Here is an 18,010-nt window from a genome sequence, read left to right as displayed (position 1 = left end):
AACAATGAGTAGCATAAAGTTTCGAGAAAATTTCTATCAAGGTGTAAGATACTGAATGTCAGTCTTTTACGTTACCTGTTACACATTGAAAGAGCGATTGAGACAAGCCACCCCAGATCGCTCCAAAGAAAGATTTGATACCCGGGCGTTGATAATCAATAGTGCCTACCTTCAGCTGGTTATTTTTGCGGGGGTTAGTATCTTTCAGCACCAAATTATTAACTATAAAAGTAGGCAGCGCACGTTTTTTAAAGAGTCTGAATCTAGGTTTTTTGTCTACGGTTTCTTTATCTACTTTTAAAATGGTGGCTTTCAGGTTTTCATAGTATAATATACCCGAGCCTGTTACGCGGTAATCGTCAGCTTTTAGCTTGAAAACGTATTTATTTATTTGTAACGACTGAATGCTTACTTTGGTAAGCGCAACGGTAATGTTGTTAATGGTAGTACCCTCAAATTGCCCTAGTTGTCCTTCACAGGTAAAATCACCTTTTTTTGAAAGGGTATTAAAAGTAAAAAATACATTCAGACTCCCACTGTTCATAAAATAGCTGTGAAACCTTGCCCGCATAATAGGGTCTTTGGCCAGTGGTAGGCTATCGTTAGTGACATTGAATATTTTACCATTAATCCTGTCAAAGCTGATGTAGCCGGTCAATTTTGCTTCAGGGTCATATTCTGAATAAGTAACCCTTGTATTGCTGATGGAAACGGTATCGATATTCAGATTTAAATCCAGTTTCTTCAGCAACTGATGTGGGTATTCGCCGGTTTTGTCTCGCTGAAACAGCGGATGGGCTTTATTCTTAAATACTTTGATGAGTCCATAGTTAATACTTAAAGAACCGGCATAGAGTTTATTGTCAGGATAAAGCATTTCAGGGCGAATATCCTTGATTAGAATATCTCTGAGAATAACTTCAGCTCTGTTTTTTCCTCCAGACAATTTAGCAAAGTTCATTTCACTTGCCCGGGGTTTAAGATGATACTCCTTAACAGATAATTGGCGATTTCTGAGCGAAAAGACAATGTTTTTAAAAGAATGATCATTCAGTTGATTTTTACTGGGCAGGTCTACTTCTTTAATGCTAAAAGTGTAGTCGTCGGCATAGTAAATTTTTTCAGAATGCTTCTCTGAAAGCGAGTCTAAGACGATATTAGTGATTTCAATATCAAGTTTTTTGATGGTGCTTTTCTTCGAGGTATTGCCCTTGCGGTTATCATAGGTGAAATCTACATTGTCTAAAACCACCCTGTTGATTTGTAGCGACTTAACAAATTTTGAGATGAGTTGGTAAGGTGTTTTTCTTTCAAGAGAGTCTAATGCCTTATTATACTTTTGACTTTTATGAATGACCTCAATAGTAGGCTGATGAATGCTGACGACATTCATATCCAGAATTTTTTTGAAGATAACCTCAAGCGGATTGACACCCGTAAATTTTACCGTCGGAACATGAATCTTCAGTAAATCGTCCGGTGCTTTCTGAATGGCATGAAGCCTTTTATAAACAAGCGTATCCGGAATAAAGTGTACATCGGTAATTGTAATGTCACCGATGCCCGGATTATAACGTATGTCAGAAAAAGAGATGCTATATAGCCTATCTGTGGCCTTCAAAACTCCTTTTTGAATGCGGTCGGAGACCAGAGGTTTTAAGAAGAAAAGACCACCAATGGTTAGTACAATCAGTAAGACTACAATGCAGACCGTAATAACAAGCGCAATTTTCTGCCAACGATGTTTGATAGTCATAGTGGTTGTAAATTTAAAAGGTTGGGGCACATGTCATATTGCATGGCCCAACCCAAGTATGAATCTTAGTCTTGTGAAAGTATCAAGGCGCTGTATGGCCCTACTGACACCGAGGCCTGTATAGTATTATCGGTTGTAAGGGTTTCAACTTCAGAACATCCGGTATGGGCAAAATCAGCACCATAGACTTCGGCATCTCCATTAAAACGTACCACCCATTTGCCTTCTGCGGGGAATCTGATCTGATAGTTGGTATAAGCCTGATGTGAGAAATTCAGTACAACCACTGTTGTGTCTTTATGGCCTCCCTCTTGCCAACGCTGAAAGGCTAACAGTTTGTTGTCGTGGTCGCATGCCAGTAGTTCAGTGTTTTGTCCCATGAGTCCGGCGGTTACACCAGTCAGATTTCTACGCAGGTGAATCATGTCTTTGTACATGTTTGAAATACCCGGAAGATCTTTTAATCGCTCCCAATCAAGCGGTTCAGTATCCTGAAACCAACTGTCCTGCTGAATAGTTTGCCCTTGAAAAATCATCGGGATACCCGGCGATGTAAGTACCATAACAGCGCCCAGAGTAGCCTTTTTACGGGCATACCAGCCGGAGGCATTACCGGGTTCAACTTCTTCGGCTACCCTTGCCTTGCCATTGGCCACTTCATCATGTGACTCGGTAAATATGACTCTTCGCATCGCGTCGTCGTTATATCTGTTGAATAACGCCGTACAAACCTGATTCATGTCAATGTATTCGTCTGATGCCTGTGTGAGTACATTACGAAGCGGATGCACAAAGTCGGCATCCCATTGTGAACCATATCCTAAACCCCCCGCCTGTACATTATCAGTTATAAAGTTCTGTCCGTGCATATCTTCGGCTACCACCAGTGCATTGGGGAAGCGCTCTCTGATTTCACCGTTTATCCATTTAATCATATTTAAACCCTCCTGCAGATCGTTTGCGGGGTTACCGTCGGCATGCACATTTCTGATATAGGGCACCATATCCATCCTCAACCCGTCTACTTTGTAGTCTTCCAGCCACATCATGGCATTGTCTTTAATGTATCGGCCTACCTCAGGGCGCTCATAGTCCGGGCGGGTATCTCCCCACGGAGTAGAAGAGCGCCAGTCGTTATAAAAATAGATGCCGCCTTTACCGTTTTCGTGCCAGCCATCAAATTGCCACAAATCGAGGTCTGAAGGGCCGAAATGGTTATACACAACATCAAGTATTACAGCAATGCCCAGTTTATGTGCTGCTTTAATGAAATCTTTGAACGCAACGGGGCCCCCATACTCGGTTTCAATAGCAAATGGATGAGCAGGGTTGTATCCCCACGAAAGAGCCCCTGCGAATTCAAAAGGAGGCATGATTTCGACGGCATTAATACCCAGTTTCTGCAGATAAGATAATTTTTTGATGGCATCATGAAAAGTACCTACTGTATCACGATTACTTCTATTAAAGGTACCAATGTGCAGTTCATATATCACAAGGTCGTTCCAGGCAGGCATCTGAAATGTTACATTTTCCCAATCATAAGATTTTGGATTATATACTATAGAATTACCCACTGAGTTGGTTACCTGGCGGGCGTAAGGATCGTTTTTGTAAAGATTCAGATCTCCATTCTTAATGAAAAATTTATATTGGTCTCCTTCTTTGGCATGTTCAGCGTTTGCACCCCAACAGCCGTTCTCACCTGCTATGAGTGGGTTCGCTCCTTCGTTCCAATCATTGAAGTCGCCTATTACCGACACGTAACTGGCATGTGGAGCCCATACTCTAAAAAACACGCCATGTTGGTGAGGGGTAGCACCCATTTCATTGATGTAGATTTCAGTTTGATTTTTCACGTTTCGCATATACTTAAGTGGATTTTTAGTAAATAAGTGGATTCGTATGTTCCTTATAATATGAAAAATCTATGCCACAGGGACAGTTTATTTTTTGAGTAAAAAAATCTACAATGATTTGTCACTTAATTGCATTTGTATAATAATTGCTTAATTTTGGTCATAGGAAGATTCTCTATTCTTAAGGAAAAACTCAAGCTTCCTGATACTGAGCGTGACTAAAAATAACACTGTTTTATACAGAATCCTGTTTGCTTTTTCTGAAGCCGGAAAAAGAACTTTTTATTTGTCCATCTGCTTGTTTTGTAGCCTAAACTTAGCTTGGGCACAAACACGACAGCGTCCTGAAATTAATCTGGATGAGTTCACTCAAAGGATTTTCCCTCTGCAACAGGAAAACCTTAACTACGAAGACCTGTACGAATTGTTCTATCAATTGTATCAGAATCCGATTGATTTAAATACGGCTTCTTATGAAGAACTCGCTTCTTTATACGTCTTGTCTGTAACCCAGATTCAGAACTTATTGGTACACCGGGCAAAATTCGGAAACTTATTGAGTGTTTATGAACTTCAGGCTGTGGCGGGCTTTGATTTACATACTATTCAACAATTGCTCCCATTTGTAGAAATAAGAGAAAGCCTTGGCTCCGGGAATCTTAGAAACAAGATAATGGGCGCTAAAGACCATTACCTCGTTTTGCGAAGCGCCCAAACACTTGAACAAAGCAAGGGGTTTCTGGAGCGTAAGTATCAGGGTTCGCCGCAGCAATTGTATATGCGCTATAGATTGAGCACCGCAAAAGACTTTCAGGTTGGGTTTACGGCAGAGAAAGACGCAGGAGAGAAAAATTACCCGGATTTTTACAGCTTTCACCTGCAATTAAAAAACAAGGGTAAGTTGAAAAACCTTGTACTGGGGGATTATCAGATACAGTTTGGACAGGGCTTGGTGCTTGGTGCGGGATTTTTCTTAGGTAAAGGGAGTGAAGCCGTAACTACTGTCCGACGCAGTAATATGGGTATCCGGCCTTATAGTTCTTTACTAGAGGGAGGAAACCTGAGAGGAGCCGCTGCAACTTATCAGGTAGGAAAAACAGACTTTACGGCCTTTTACTCGTATACTAAACGCGATGCAAGTATTGATGAGGCCGATGGAGAAAGGGAAGAGTATTTTAGTTCTATTCTCACCGCAGGGTACCATCGTACGGAAACGGAAATAGCACGTAAAAATCAACTCACGGAGCAAAACATAGGTATGAATAGTACTTTCCGGTTTAATAACGGATACATTGGCGCTACATTTTTACATACCCGATTTGATGCGGTACTGATGCGCCGCCCCAGGCTGTATAATGCATTTGAATTTATCGGTAAGCAGAACACGGTAGTAGGAACCAATTTTAGCTATACCTGGCAGAATTTCAATTTTTTTGGTGAAGCAGCACGAAGTAGTAGCGGAGGGAAAGGCATAACGGGTGGTTGGATAGCAACATTGAGCAGACAGGTAGAATGGGCAGTACATTTCAGGCATTATGACAGGAATTTTCATAGTTTTTACGCGAATGCGCTTGCGGAAGGAAGCCGGAATATTAACGAGCAAGGGACTTATATGGGCTTGAAATACGCTCCGAAAAAATCGCTTGTCTTTAGTGGATTTTATGACCGGTTCCGGTTTCCATGGTTAAAATATCTGGTCGATGCGCCATCAAACGGGTTTGATTACCTGTTAAGAGTTTCTTATCAGATAAGCAAAAAGACCTTAATATATGCACAGTATCACGCTGAGCATAAGGGCAAAAACCTTCCGGATAGTGTTACACCTACAGATGTTGTGGTAAATACAGTTCGGGAGAATATCATGGGTAATCTCGATTATTCTATAACCCGGGCATTCAGTATTCGAACAAGAGTGCAGATAAATAGTTTTCAGTATGAGGGCAGAAGTAAATCTTTAGGATATGCCTTCATGCAGGACTTTGATGCGTCAATTAAAAAACTGAACCTGAAAGGCAGAATAGCCTGGTTTTCAACTGATGATTATGATTCGCGTATTTATGCTTTTGAAAATACGGTTCTGTATGCGGTTTCTTTTCCTGCTTATTACGGTAAAGGCATACGGATGTACCTAACGGCAAGATATGCACTTAACAGCCATCTTGATTTGTGGATGCGCTATGCCCGCACACAATTGAATAATCAGACAAGTATAGGCAGCGGGAATGATATAATTGCTGGTGATCATAAATCAGATGTCCATTTGCAGATACGTTATAATTTTTAGAGAAAGGTATTTTAATCGAATTGAGAATAGATGGAAACAGAACAAAGAGAATTAATGATATATCATTATATTGATGCCTATAATTCCTGTGATGTGGAAGGTATGTTGAGAGACATGGCAGACGATATCCGTTTTGAGAATATTTCCGATGGGCACGTCTCAATGGCTATTTTCGGGGTGGAAGCATTTCGTGAACAGGCAGAAAAAGCCATTGCATTTTTCTCCGGCCGCCAGCAGATAGTTAAAAGTGTCATACATGAGGGGAATCAGACTGAAATAGAAATAGAATATAGGGCTATGCTTGCCATAGATTTACCTAGTGGATTGAAAAAAGGTGATGTATTACAACTTGTCGGAAAATCGATTTTCACTTTTTCCGATTCTAAAATTACCTCTTTAACCGATATAAGCTAACCTACGAGCACACCGATGACACAGAAGGAAAAGGCATTGCAATTAAAAGCGCTGCATCATACAGGGAAACTGCTGATTTTGCCTAATGTATGGGATGTACTGGGGGCTGTTTTACTTGAACAAATGGAGTATCCGGCCGTGGCAACTGCCAGCGCTGCAATGGCATGGTCGAATGGCTACCCTGATGGAGAACAAATGCCTTTTAGTGAAGTAATCACACGGCTGACCCGGATTGCAGGTAGCGTAGGAGTGCCTGTGACGGCTGATATTGAAAGTGCTTATGCTACTACCGATACCCGGTTGCGTGAAAACATAGGAATAGTGATAGATACGGGTATTGTGGGTATCAATATTGAAGATACCAATACCGAAACCGGAGAAATGTATACGTTGGAAGCCCAATGTGAGCGGATACGCATTATCAGAGAAGTAGCTAAAGAAAAAGATATGCCCTTATTTATCAATGCCCGCACCGATGTATTGATTCATGGGGTGCTTTACCCGTCGGAAGAGGCAAAGTTTGAAGAAGTGATACAAAGAGGGTTGGCCTATAAAGAAGCAGGAGCTGATTGCTTTTACCCGATTTTACTAAAAAAGCCGGAGCAGATTCAGAAGCTACTGGCTGCAATAAATATTCCGGTTAATGTGCTGACTATACCGGGGATACCACCTCTCAAAGAATTGGAAGCAATTGGCGTAGCCAGAGTGAGCCTTGGGCCGTCCTTCTTAAAACTGGCACTTAAAACCATGAAAGACACAGCCTTGCAACTAAAGAATTATGAAGGTCTGACTGAGATTATAAATAATGATGTAACGAGTGATTTTGTGAAGACCTTAGTAAACAAGCGTAAATAACCGAGTAGAGAAGAGGACGAAATCTATCCTTTTGTTCTTTTCCCTAACTTCATATAATACTCCTTTGCTTCTTTATCAAAATGTTCCAATGAATACCGCAGTAATGTGCGGGGCATGGTGGCAGCGTATTTATCCAGTAGAGCCCTCAACAATTCCGGGTTCTTGTCTCCTGCAAACCGGAGCATCCAACCGGTACCTTTATTAACTAAATCCTCGGGGTCATGAATCAATATTTCGGCAATGGCAAAAGCATCAGCTACTTCACCTTGTCTGATAAAAAAGCAGGTGCCCAATATGGCTGTCCGGCGTTCCCACCGGTTTTGAGAAATCGCCAGTTCATATAAAATATGGCGTGGTTTATCAAACAGATACTTCCCGACCATATTCAGGCAACCCAAATCTACTAAGTCCCAGTTATTTATCCGGTCGTGCCTTCTGGTATATAAGTCGAACAATTCCTTTAGCCGTTCTTCTGTTACTTTCTTTTCCCGACTGGCTTTGTCCATAATACTTACAGCCCCGGCACGGACTTCATGTATCGGGCTTTCCAGCAGTTTTTCAATTTCTTCTGCCGGCATGTGCCTGTAGCTTTCGGCCAGTGCAAATAGCTGCCCCATTTTTACACCCATAAATTCATCGACTTCGGCATTCTCACCCGACTCCGCTTTAAAATAGCGTTGTATCTTCTGCCTTTCCTCTTCTGATTGCAGGGCTATCAGGTCTTGCATAAAATGCTTGGCATCAAGATTTTGCGGTGATATGGAATCAGTTTTTTTTGCCATTTGCTTATATTTCATACTCAAAAATAAACAAATTGTCGAAAATTTGCTCGTATTTTGGATACTCACAATAACTATTTTATGAAGCAAAAGAGTCTGAAAGAATTAAGCGTAGAAGAACTTCAACAAAAGCAGAAGATTTCAAAAGTAATAATTGGCCTGCAGCTGGGAATGATGATTGTATTATTGGCGGCAGCTGTTTTTGTGTATATCCAGACCAAAAAAACCGCAGTTGTGATTCCATTATTTGTGGTTGCATTTAGTATGCTTCCTATTTCCCTGGCCATCAAAACGGGACTTGGAAAGATTGATGCCGAAATAGCATCAAGAAATTGATAGATTTTACCCTTTACTGATTTCGTCCAGTTCTTTTTCTTTCACTTTGGCTTCGAGACCTTCTTTTTTGATGCCCATTCTGATATGAAAGAATAGACTCATGTAGATGTTGGCTATCCAGACCAATGAAAAAACAGCAATTACATAACCACGCCAGTCGGTAAATAATAATTGATAATCAGTAAAAACGATAAAAAGAATACTTACATAAAAACTGAAGCAATACTCGCAGGTGAATATGTAAAAGAATTTTCTTCGGAAAATGGTTTTCCCTATCAGGCTCTGGTTTTTGCAGTATTCGCGGGGTTCTCTAAAAATCTCTTCATGGGTAACTGTCCAGGCTACACAGGAAATAGGAATAGCGAGTACAAAAAGCCAGATAATTTGTTCGTAAAGATTCATGCTAACATTGCTTGTGATGGTTTACTCGTGTATCTCTGAAAACATTGTTCCACAATCATCTGAGAAATTATTTCCACTGTTCCGGTAAAAGATTTTTACAAGAAACCTATATCAGTAAAGCAGAAAGTGTGGCTTTATTGAATCCTCATACTCATTTTAGCTTAATAGGTACCCATATTTCTTCCTCCGAGTCAGGGTCGGCATTTTTGTATTTTGTTCCCAATAATTCAAAATGTGGGCGGTCGTCCAGCACATAAGCCGAATCAGGTAGCCAGGTACTGAAAATATACTGAAAAGTACTGGTGTCGTTGCTTGAGCCTTTGTGTGTAAACACGGCATATAGGCCACCCTCCAAAATGAAAAAATCCATTTCGTCCGGGATACTTTCCCAATTACTTACCTCAACCGCCGCCCATTTTTCAAAAAGCGCATGTGGATTAAACGACTCAAGGGAAGCCGATTTATACAGCTGTAATGAATACAGGTCTGTATTTACCACATGTTGAATCTCTTTTCTGTGCGGCATAAAACTCCGCCAGAGTTCTGCAGTTTTGTTGTCAGCAAAAGACATGGTCAGGTGTTTGCCAACCAGCTTTTTTTCTTGTAAAGTTTCTATTCGTGGTTCCTGCATCTATTATCTTCTGTATTTATCACCAAATGTAGTACTATTTTCCTGATGTGAAATCGTCCAATCTGAAGTAAAGTAATGAATATGTCCGTCCGCAAGTGGACAAAGTATGTCCGTGAGTGGACGACGCATTTTATCTAAATAAGGCTTGCAGGTGGCTTGGGAAGCGATTTTCAGTATGGCACCATATTTGTACGACAAAATAGAAACTAATAAGACGGATTTATGCACAGAGCAAACTTAGGAGAATTTGAAGAGATGGTTTTATTGATGGTGGCCATTCTGGATACAGAGGCCTATGGCGTATCGGTGAACCAGGCCTTGGAAGAACACACCAGCCGTGTGGTTGCTTTTGGAACAGTACACAATACCCTTATCCGGTTGGAAGAAAAAGGTTTTTTGAGCTCGGAACTGGGCGGCGCCACCAATGAAAGGGGAGGGCGCCGGAAGCGTCTGTTTAAAATTACGGCACTGGGTAGTAGAGCCTTGCAGGAAGTACACGAGTTACGCCAGGGATTGTGGCAGATGATACCCCCGCATACACTTCGCCTGAGCGGCCTTTGAAAAAGCAATAACCCTGTACAAATTATGAAAAACAAACCGCCTGAATGGGCACGATACTTACTGAACCGATTCCATCCGGAAGATACTCTCGAAGAGGTAGAGGGTGACCTTGAAGAACTTTACGTTTATTATTATAAGCGTTCAGGGAGAATGCAGGCAGACCTGCGCTACTGCTTTAGCGTGCTTACGGTTCTGCCTCCGTTTGTGCGCCGCCGGAAAAGAAGAGAATACAATCAACCATCAAAATTAGGACTAGCTATGTTACGAAATTACTTTAAAGTCGCTTTTCGAACTTTATTACGCCACCGCCTGAATAGCTCATTGACTATCATGGGCCTGGCACTTGGTTTAGCCTGTGTGCTATTGATTATTCTGCATGTAAAAGAAGAATTAAACTACGATAAAGGCTTTACTAAGGCCGACCGCATTTATCGGGTTAATATGGAAAATATCGGTGAAACCAACAGACGCTGGACTGCCACGTCCCCCGTTATGGCTGTTGAAATGCAAAAGGAGATTCCTGCCATTCAGACTATCGCCCGGTTTAATCGGCCGTATCCTGACAGGGTATTCAGCTATAGGGCATCTTCTACCAGTGAAGCCAGGCAATTTGAAGAAAAACGCGGATTCTATGCCGATTCGACTGTAGCAGAGGCGTTCGATTTACCGTTTATTAAAGGCAATCCTAAAACTGCACTGAAACAGACTGATGCCATTGTACTTACCGAAGATATGGCAAAAAGATACTTTGGTAATGAAGACCCGATAGGGAAATATATTAAAGACGATTTGGATAATCATCTATTGATGGTAACCGGGGTTATTGAAAACTTTTCATTTCCAACGCACCTGTCTTTTGATTATCTTATTTCTATGTCTACCGTTTATAAAGAGCCTATTCAGGATAGACTTAAAAACAGAACCTGGTCGGGATTTTATAATTTCATCGTGCTGCATAAAAACGCAACGAGAACAGGTGTAGAAGCAAAAATACCTGATTTTATGGTAAAGTTTTATGAGGCCATCGGCGAGAAGCGTCAGGATATTCTGAAGAGTCGGCAAATCTATCTGCAACCCATTACAGATATTCATTTGCACTCGCATTTCGAAAAAGAGATGGGGCCTAACAGCGATATACTGTATGTCTATATTTTTTCAGCCGTTGCTTTTCTTATTCTGTTAGTGGCATCGGTTAATTTTATCAATATGGCAACTGCGCAGGCGTTTAGTCGTATGAAAGAAGTGGGTGTCAGAAAAGTATTGGGGGCCAGAAAATGGGCTTTAATTCAACAGTTTTTAGGTGAGTCTATCATGATGACTCTGGCTGCTGCTTTCATCGCCCTGTTGGTATGTCTGCTTGCGCTACCGTTCTATAATGAGCTCACCGCTAAAAATCTCTCGTTCCGGGCTTTGTTTACTCCTGATAATATGCTGATTATGTTAGCAGTGGTGAGTTTCATTAGCTTCTTAGCCGGAATGTACCCTGCATGGTTTATTTCAAACTTCGAACCCATCAGTTCATTAAAGGGTAAAAAAATTACGGGCTCGTCAGTTAACTTAGTCCGCAAAGGCCTCATTGTATTCCAATTTGTGGTATCTGTGTTTATGATTTTCAGTACCATAGTGGTGTATCAGCAAATGAAGTTTTTTCAGAACAAAAAATTGGGGTTTGAGCAGGAGCATGTAGTAGCTTTTAAACTCTATGGAGATTTACACAATAAAGTAAGCACTATCAAGAATGAACTGTTAAAGAATACTTCTATCAGTCAGGTGGCATTAACTTCCAGTTTGCCGGGTGATAGAATAGGTATGGACAGGTTAGCTCTGCCTGAAAAACCGGAGGAAGATATATCGATGCGTTTGGTGTTTGGTGACGAGAATTTACTGCCTTTGTTGAAAATTGAGTTAAAGTCAGGGCGAAATTTTCTTAGAAACACTGAAGGAACTCCTCCGACTTTTATTATTAATGAGGCGGCAGCCAAAGTCCTGAAAGTTAAAAATCCTGTCGGGCAGAAAATGATTTTCTGGGATACTCCGGGCGAAATAGTGGGCGTAGCCAAAGACTTTCATTTTGCCTCTCTGCACAATTCAATTGAACCACTGGTGATTGTCAATTTCCCTAGAGAAGCAACCTATTATTTGATGAAGGTGAAGGGTGATAATTTATCAGAAACCATACGGGAAGCACAGAATACCATTACCCGTGTTTCACCGGGCAGTTTATTCAGTTATTCGTTTCTGGATGAAAAAATGACACACCTTTATGATTCTGAACAACGTATGGGCAATGTTATGAAAGTTTTTGCTGTGTTTGCCATCTTTATCTCGTGTTTAGGTTTATTTGGATTATCGGCCTATATAGCGCAATTGCGTACCAAAGAGGTAGGTGTACGTAAAGCATTAGGTGCTTCGGTGTCAGGCGTAGTAGTGTTACTATCTAAAGATTTTCTCTGGCTGGTAGTTATTGCCACCGTATTAGCGTTTCCGTTAGCCTGGTGGGCTATGACTCAATGGCTGAAAGAGTTTGCCTATGCTATTAATATACAATGGTGGGTGTTTGTCGCATCGGGTTTATTGGCTATAACCATTGCCCTGTTGACCGTGAGTTTCCAGAGTGTCAAAGCGGCCTTGGTGAATCCGGTGAAGTCTCTGAAAAGTGAGTGATTTTGTTTAATGCGTGAATTAATGATTTAGTGAATGAATGATTAGGATAATCAGATTGTAGTAGTAGTCACTCACTCGCCAAATGAATGGAACTATGAAGAATACTCCTCCTGAATGGGCAAATAAGTTACTCAATCGTTTACATCCCGAAGAAACACTGGAAGAAGTGGAGGGGGATTTGGAGGAATTATATGCCTTTTGGTTTCAGAATTCAGGAAAGTTCTGGGCAGACCTGCGCTATTGTTTTAGTGTGCTTACGGTTCTGCCTCCGTTTGTGCGTCGTCGGAAAAAACGTGAATATTATCAATCTTCAAGCCTGGATTTTGCTATGTTACGAAACTATTTCAAAATCGCTTTTCGGAACCTGATAAAACAAAAACTATATTCAGGCATTAACATTCTCGGGCTTGCCTTAGGAATAACCTGTGCCTTGTTGATAGGTATGTGGGTTCAGGACGAAATCAGTTATAATAAGTTTATACCGGATGCCGGGCGAGTTTACTTCGTAAGAGTCAATTATGCGCTTCCTAATGGAGAAGTTGTTACCGGCCCTGCCACTCCGGGTCCTTTGCAGGAGGCCATTGCGCAGGATATACCGCAAGTCGAAGCTACTGCAAAAATTACTTATGAGCCAGATAATCTGCTTATAAAAGTAGGAGAAAAAGCCGCCAAGGAAAAAGGGTATTATGCGACGGCTGATTTCTTCAAAGTATTTTCGTTACCAGCTATTGCAGGAGACCCTAAAGCAACCCTGAACCATCCCGACCAGATTGTGATTACCCGCAAGATAGCAGGAAAGTATTTCCGGCAGGAACAAGTCATAGGTAAAAAACTTCAACTCGATAACGGAAAGTATTATACTGTTGGCGCCATTATAGAAGACATACCCACCAATACAACTTTTCCGTTTGACTGGGTTGTCAACTTTAGCAATATTGAACAATTCTGGATGAAAAACTGGGGTAATACCATGTTCAAAACGTTTGTTAGGCTTAAAACTGATGTAACAGCCATTCAGGCAGAGTACGCAATGAATAGCCTCTTTCGGCGCTATACCAATGAAGGGACTGATGCGGGATGGCCCATTCTTCAACCCATTACAGATGTATATTTATATAGTGAATACAAAAATGGAAAAGCTTCTGCAGGAAGAATTGAATATGTACGGATTTTCTCATTAGTCGCACTGTTCATTCTGTTAGTGGCTTGTATCAATTTCATGAATTTAGCTACGGCCCGCTCGGCTATGCGGGCTAAAGAAGTGGGTATCCGAAAAGTAGTGGGAGCCATGCGTTCTTCTTTAGTTGGGCAACACCTAAGCGAGTCTATGTTGACCAGTATGCTCGCAGCAGCGTTGGCATTGGTATTTCTTTGGGTAGTATTACCTGCATTTAATACTGCTTTCAATAAACAGCTAATCATCGATTTGACGAGCAAAGCCCTTTGGACAATGTTGGGTAGTGTTGTTCTGATAACCGGAATTTTATCCGGTAGTTACCCAGCTTTGTTTTTGTCTGGCCTTCAACCTCTCAGAATTCTGAAAGGAAAGCTAACACCAGATTCAGGCTCAGCATTCTTTCGAAAGGTACTGGTTATATTCCAGTTTTCGCTTTCTGTTTTCTTGATTATCGGTATGCTGGTTGTAGGTAGGCAGATGGACTATCTGCAAACAAAGAATCTGGGTCTTAACAGGGAAAACGTGCTATATGTACCACTGGAAGGTGAGATTGCAAAACCTGCCAAAATAGAAACGTTTCGACGAGAAGTGATGCATCAGCCATCGGTAGCATCGGCAACAATGACCAGTTCATTGCCTGTGGATGTACAGGGTACATCAGGCGACCTGGACTGGCAGGGTAGAGGGCCAGACCAACCAAGCAATGTAGCTGCTATGGAAGTGGCGGGTGATTTTATCCGCACCCTGAACATTCAATTGATTGAGGGGAGGGACTTCAGGGCCAATAGTCTGGCTGATTCAACTAATTATATTATTAATGAGGCAGCGGCAAAAATGATGAATATGGCATTCCCCGTAGGAAAAGAGGTGAAATTCTGGCAAGGTAAAGGGCAAATTATTGGTTTGATGAAAGACTTTCATATCAATTCGCTCCATCAATCCATTATGCCTTTAATTCTGTGTTTCAATCCTGCTAAAACCAATTACCTTCTGGTTAAAACCCGTGCTGGTCAAACGGAACGGGCCATTGCCGAATTAGAAAAACTGGTAAAACAGTTTAATCCGAATTACCCTTTTACCTATCACTTTGTTGATGATGCCTACGAGAATCTGTATAAAGCCGAAAAGCAGGTGAGTGTGCTTGTTAATTATTTTGGTGTGCTGGCAATTTCCATCTCTTGCATGGGATTGTTTGCTCTGGTAGCATTTACAGCAGAACAGCGTAAGAAGGAAATAAGTGTGCGTAAAGTATTGGGAGCCGGAATATTCAATGTTGTATGGCTATTGTCTACTGACTTTCTGCGACTGGTTTTGATTGCCATAATTATAGCCACCCCACTGACCTGGTGGGCTGTGTCTAATTGGCTCAGTACATTTGCGTATCAAACAACTATCAGTTGGTGGATTTATGCAGTAGCAGGATTAACCGCACTTGCAATTGCTCTGCTGACAGTGAGCTACCAAAGTATTAAAGCCGCGGTATTGAACCCTGTAAAGTCTCTGAAAAGTGAGTGATTTTATTTAACGAGTGAATTAATGATTTAGTGAATGAGTGATTAAGATAATCGGATTGTAGTAGTCACTCAATCACTAAATAAATGGAACTATGAAGAATACTCCTCCTGAATGGGCACATAAGTTACTCAATCGTTTACATCCCGAAGAAACACTGGAAGAAGTGGAGGGGGATTTGGAGGAATTATATGCCTTTTGGTTTCAGAATTCAGGAAAGTTTTGGGCAGACCTGCGCTATTGGTTTAGTGTGCTTACTGTTCTGCCTCCGTTTGTGCGTCGTCGGAAAAAGCAAAATCATCATTCAACCTTAAAAGACATGTTCAATAACCTGCTATCAGTTTCCTTGCTGAAAAGTAATCTGAAACAATTTTTAAGAAGAATTGCCAAAGAGAAAACCTATGCCTTTCTGAATATTTTTGGTCTGGCTATGGGGTTAACCTGCTTTGCCTTTATTGCTCTTTGGGTAAGCGATGAAATAAGCTATGACAAGTTCAATCAGAATTTTGAGAACATTGTAAGGCTCACAACCATCGAAAAAAGCGAGACCAACGTTTCGAATTCAGCCAGGTCAGGCGCACCTGTCGCAAAAGCACTTCAACAAAGCTATGCCGAAATTGAAAATACAGTAAGATTAGATTTGAGAGGAGAAATTATACAGCATGAAGACAAACAGATGCTGGAACCCAATATCCTTTTAGCAGACCCCTCATTCTTTCAGGTGTTTAGTTATCGTTTTATCAGGGGAAATATAACTACTGCTCTAAAAGACCCGTATACACTGATATTGACTGAATCAGCTGCTAAAAAGTACTTCGGTAGTGCAGATCCTATAGGCAAAGCGCTAACAATTTACATGTATGATAGCACCGGACGAGGAGCTGATTACACCATAACAGGTATTGTGGCAGACCCACTCCAAAATGCTCATTTCACGTTTTCAATGATTGCTTCTTTTAAGACCATTGAAGTAGCCCGTCCGGGTGTATTAACAGCAGAGGGATGGAGTGACAACCGCTTTTTTACTTATCTGTTGCTCAAAAAAGGCGTTGATTATGAAGTGCTTTCTGATAAAATCAGCAATTTTTATCAAAAGAAAATAGGAGGTCGCTTAAAAGCCGCTCAAGCTACCTATACCTATCGCCTGCAGGCATTAGGAGATATTCATCTGAAATCAGATTTAGAGCGAGAAATGAGAGTCAATGGCAATATCAATCAGGTATATATTTTCTCAACTATTGGTATTTTCATTTTATTATTGGCTGCTATTAATTATATCAATCTGGCCACGGCTCGTTCAGTAGGTAGGGCTAAAGAAATCAGTATCAAAAAAGTGATTGGGGCAGTTAAGACGCAACTGATATTGCACTATATCGCAGAGGCGGTTTTGTTTGCTATGCTGGCTTTGGGGGTTTCACTTTTGTTATCGGTTTTAATACAGCCCTTTTTCTATCAACTTACCGGCAGAGATGTATCACTGTTTACTTCTCCTCTATTGTTGTTGTTCCTTACAGGTGTCAGTATTTTCCTGGGCGTGCTGGCAGGTATTTATCCGGCTTTTATTCTTTCTGCCTTTAGACCGGCCATAGTGCTTAAAGGGTCGTTTAAATCAAGTGCCGGAGGAATCGGTTTGCGTAAATCTTTAGTGATGGCGCAGTTTGTTATTACACTGCTTTTAGTTACAAGTATCGTAATTATGTATTCACAAATGCAGTACATCAACAACAAGGATTTAGGTTATAATAAAGACGCGCTGCTTTATTTACGGTTAAACGGAAACGCTGATGTTGTAAAAGGTTTTGAGGCGTTTAAAAACGATTTAATGAGCCCCCTCATTAGTGACATAACGACTTTCCGATCAGGCATTATGAATGGCATTGAAACCGGACCTGCCGAAACCATTGATGCCAAAGGGAAAAAGGTTGAAATAAATACCTCAAAAATTCAGGTAGATGCCAGCTACCTGTCGGTTTATGGTATTAAACTGATAGCCGGAAGGAACTTTGGGCTGAATGATGCCGGAGATACGATCAGGAAAATTATTCTGAACGAAAGTGCCGTGAAAAAAGCAGGCTGGCAAACCCCTGAAGTAGCTATTGGCAAACCGTTTATGATAGACAATCAGGCAGGAATTGTAATAGGTGTAACCCGGGACTTCCACTTTAATAGCTTGCAGCAAACGCTTTTGCCTTTGGCTATATCGCCGAGAGACGGGTATTTTTCAAAAATTACCATTAAAATAAACGGGCAGAATCTGAACCAGGCAGTTTCGCTGGTTGAAGACGTTTGGAGAAAGCATTTCCCGGTTGTGTTATTTGATTATGACTTCGTTGATACACTGATTAAAGAGCAGTATCAGGCTAATGAACGCTTCTCGACTATCATCCTTTATTTCTCAGTTTTGTCGCTCATTATTGCGTGTATGGGTTTATATGGGTTGATTGCCTATACCGCTTCTCAAAAAACAAAAGAGATTGGTATACGCAAGGTACTGGGCGCTTCGGCAAAAGGCATTGTAGTGTTGTTGTCAAAAGATTTTCTGAAACTGATAATTTTTGCTGCGGTAGTAGCATTGCCTGTGGCCTGGTATCTGATGGATCAATGGCTGCAAAACTTTGCCTATCGTGTAAACCTTTCCTGGTGGATGTTCGGTTTTTCTTTAGCTGCAGTCTTTATAATTGCATTTTTTACTATCAGTTTTCAGGCAATTAAAGCCGCTCTGGTTGACCCGGTGAAGTCTTTGAAAAGTGAGTGATTGGGTAGTTTAGTGAATGAGCGGT

13 protein-coding genes are annotated in these 18,010 nt (G+C 41.2%); 8 read left to right on the top strand and 5 right to left on the bottom strand.

What is annotated here, in order from left to right; all coding sequences use genetic code 11:
• Window positions 1-58 precede the first annotated feature (58 nt).
• Window positions 59-1,756: an AsmA family protein gene (locus tag AC1RRY_RS12300; RefSeq protein WP_492820393.1), complete on the bottom strand. Its 1,698-nt coding sequence runs from the start codon at window positions 1,754-1,756 to the stop codon at window positions 59-61.
• 65 nt (window positions 1,757-1,821) lie between these two features.
• Window positions 1,822-3,624, bottom strand: a complete 1,803-nt coding sequence (locus AC1RRY_RS12295) for an alpha-amylase family glycosyl hydrolase (protein ID WP_492856668.1) — start codon at window positions 3,622-3,624, stop codon at window positions 1,822-1,824.
• A 205-nt stretch (window positions 3,625-3,829) separates the two neighbouring features.
• Here AC1RRY_RS12295 and AC1RRY_RS12290 point away from each other — a divergent pair, with 205 nt between their 5' ends.
• Genes AC1RRY_RS12290 through AC1RRY_RS12280 form a run of 3 tightly spaced genes read left to right on the top strand, consistent with a single transcriptional unit; the run spans window position 3,830 to window position 7,168 of the window.
• Window positions 3,830-5,899: a helix-hairpin-helix domain-containing protein gene (locus AC1RRY_RS12290; RefSeq protein ID WP_492820397.1), complete on the top strand. Its 2,070-nt coding sequence runs from the start codon at window positions 3,830-3,832 to the stop codon at window positions 5,897-5,899.
• Between the two features lie 30 nt (window positions 5,900-5,929).
• Window positions 5,930-6,313 (top strand): nuclear transport factor 2 family protein, encoded by a 384-nt coding sequence (locus tag AC1RRY_RS12285; protein WP_492820399.1) that lies wholly within the window; start codon window positions 5,930-5,932, stop codon window positions 6,311-6,313.
• 15 nt (window positions 6,314-6,328) lie between these two features.
• Entirely contained in the window at window positions 6,329-7,168 is an 840-nt protein-coding gene (locus AC1RRY_RS12280) for an isocitrate lyase/PEP mutase family protein (protein WP_492820401.1), read from the top strand.
• A 23-nt stretch (window positions 7,169-7,191) separates the two neighbouring features.
• Here AC1RRY_RS12280 and AC1RRY_RS12275 read toward each other — a convergent pair whose 3' ends face one another.
• Window positions 7,192-7,950 carry a DNA alkylation repair protein gene (locus AC1RRY_RS12275; protein WP_492820403.1) on the bottom strand — a complete coding sequence of 253 codons (759 nt, stop codon included), beginning with the start codon at window positions 7,948-7,950 and terminating at the stop codon, window positions 7,192-7,194.
• Between the two features lie 78 nt (window positions 7,951-8,028).
• Between AC1RRY_RS12275 and AC1RRY_RS12270 the strand changes: the two genes are divergently transcribed.
• On the top strand, window positions 8,029-8,283 hold the full coding sequence (locus AC1RRY_RS12270; RefSeq protein ID WP_492820405.1) for a hypothetical protein: 255 nt from the start codon (window positions 8,029-8,031) through the stop codon (window positions 8,281-8,283).
• A 6-nt stretch (window positions 8,284-8,289) separates the two neighbouring features.
• Here the strand turns inward: AC1RRY_RS12270 and AC1RRY_RS12265 are convergent, their stop codons facing one another.
• Window positions 8,290-8,685, bottom strand: coding sequence for a hypothetical protein (locus tag AC1RRY_RS12265; protein ID WP_492820407.1), 396 nt, complete (start codon window positions 8,683-8,685; stop codon window positions 8,290-8,292).
• Window positions 8,686-8,836: 151 nt separating this feature from the next.
• Complete coding sequence (locus tag AC1RRY_RS12260; protein WP_492820408.1) at window positions 8,837-9,316, bottom strand: GyrI-like domain-containing protein; 480 nt, start codon at window positions 9,314-9,316, stop codon at window positions 8,837-8,839.
• Window positions 9,317-9,538: 222 nt separating this feature from the next.
• Between AC1RRY_RS12260 and AC1RRY_RS12255 the strand changes: the two genes are divergently transcribed.
• The 4 genes from AC1RRY_RS12255 (at window position 9,539) to AC1RRY_RS12240 (ending at window position 17,985) form a co-directional block, all read left to right on the top strand.
• Entirely contained in the window at window positions 9,539-9,877 is a 339-nt protein-coding gene (locus tag AC1RRY_RS12255) for a PadR family transcriptional regulator (protein WP_492820410.1), read from the top strand.
• Between the two features lie 24 nt (window positions 9,878-9,901).
• Window positions 9,902-12,541, top strand: coding sequence for an FtsX-like permease family protein (locus AC1RRY_RS12250; protein ID WP_492820412.1), 2,640 nt, complete (start codon window positions 9,902-9,904; stop codon window positions 12,539-12,541).
• A 94-nt stretch (window positions 12,542-12,635) separates the two neighbouring features.
• Complete coding sequence (locus tag AC1RRY_RS12245) at window positions 12,636-15,233, top strand: ABC transporter permease (RefSeq protein ID WP_492820414.1); 2,598 nt, start codon at window positions 12,636-12,638, stop codon at window positions 15,231-15,233.
• Between the two features lie 91 nt (window positions 15,234-15,324).
• On the top strand, window positions 15,325-17,985 hold the full coding sequence (locus AC1RRY_RS12240; protein WP_492820416.1) for an ABC transporter permease: 2,661 nt from the start codon (window positions 15,325-15,327) through the stop codon (window positions 17,983-17,985).
• Window positions 17,986-18,010 lie beyond the last annotated feature (25 nt).

The sequence above is a fragment of the Emticicia sp. GW821-FHT11C11 genome, assembly GCF_058808615.1.
Note: the sequence above shows the minus strand (reverse complement) of the source record. Positions and strands in the feature narration are given on the sequence as shown.

Coding starts and splice junctions, on each gene's coding strand:
- AC1RRY_RS12265 (WP_492820407.1), bottom strand. CDS start 8,685: ATGAATCTTTACGAACAAATTATCTGGCTTTTTGTACTCGCTATTCCT.
- AC1RRY_RS12245 (WP_492820414.1), top strand. CDS start 12,636: ATGAAGAATACTCCTCCTGAATGGGCAAATAAGTTACTCAATCGTTTA.
- AC1RRY_RS12260 (WP_492820408.1), bottom strand. CDS start 9,316: ATGCAGGAACCACGAATAGAAACTTTACAAGAAAAAAAGCTGGTTGGC.
- AC1RRY_RS12275 (WP_492820403.1), bottom strand. CDS start 7,950: ATGGCAAAAAAAACTGATTCCATATCACCGCAAAATCTTGATGCCAAG.
- AC1RRY_RS12250 (WP_492820412.1), top strand. CDS start 9,902: ATGAAAAACAAACCGCCTGAATGGGCACGATACTTACTGAACCGATTC.
- AC1RRY_RS12240 (WP_492820416.1), top strand. CDS start 15,325: ATGAAGAATACTCCTCCTGAATGGGCACATAAGTTACTCAATCGTTTA.
- AC1RRY_RS12280 (WP_492820401.1), top strand. CDS start 6,329: ATGACACAGAAGGAAAAGGCATTGCAATTAAAAGCGCTGCATCATACA.
- AC1RRY_RS12300 (WP_492820393.1), bottom strand. CDS start 1,756: ATGACTATCAAACATCGTTGGCAGAAAATTGCGCTTGTTATTACGGTC.
- AC1RRY_RS12270 (WP_492820405.1), top strand. CDS start 8,029: ATGAAGCAAAAGAGTCTGAAAGAATTAAGCGTAGAAGAACTTCAACAA.
- AC1RRY_RS12255 (WP_492820410.1), top strand. CDS start 9,539: ATGCACAGAGCAAACTTAGGAGAATTTGAAGAGATGGTTTTATTGATG.
- AC1RRY_RS12295 (WP_492856668.1), bottom strand. CDS start 3,624: ATGCGAAACGTGAAAAATCAAACTGAAATCTACATCAATGAAATGGGT.
- AC1RRY_RS12285 (WP_492820399.1), top strand. CDS start 5,930: ATGGAAACAGAACAAAGAGAATTAATGATATATCATTATATTGATGCC.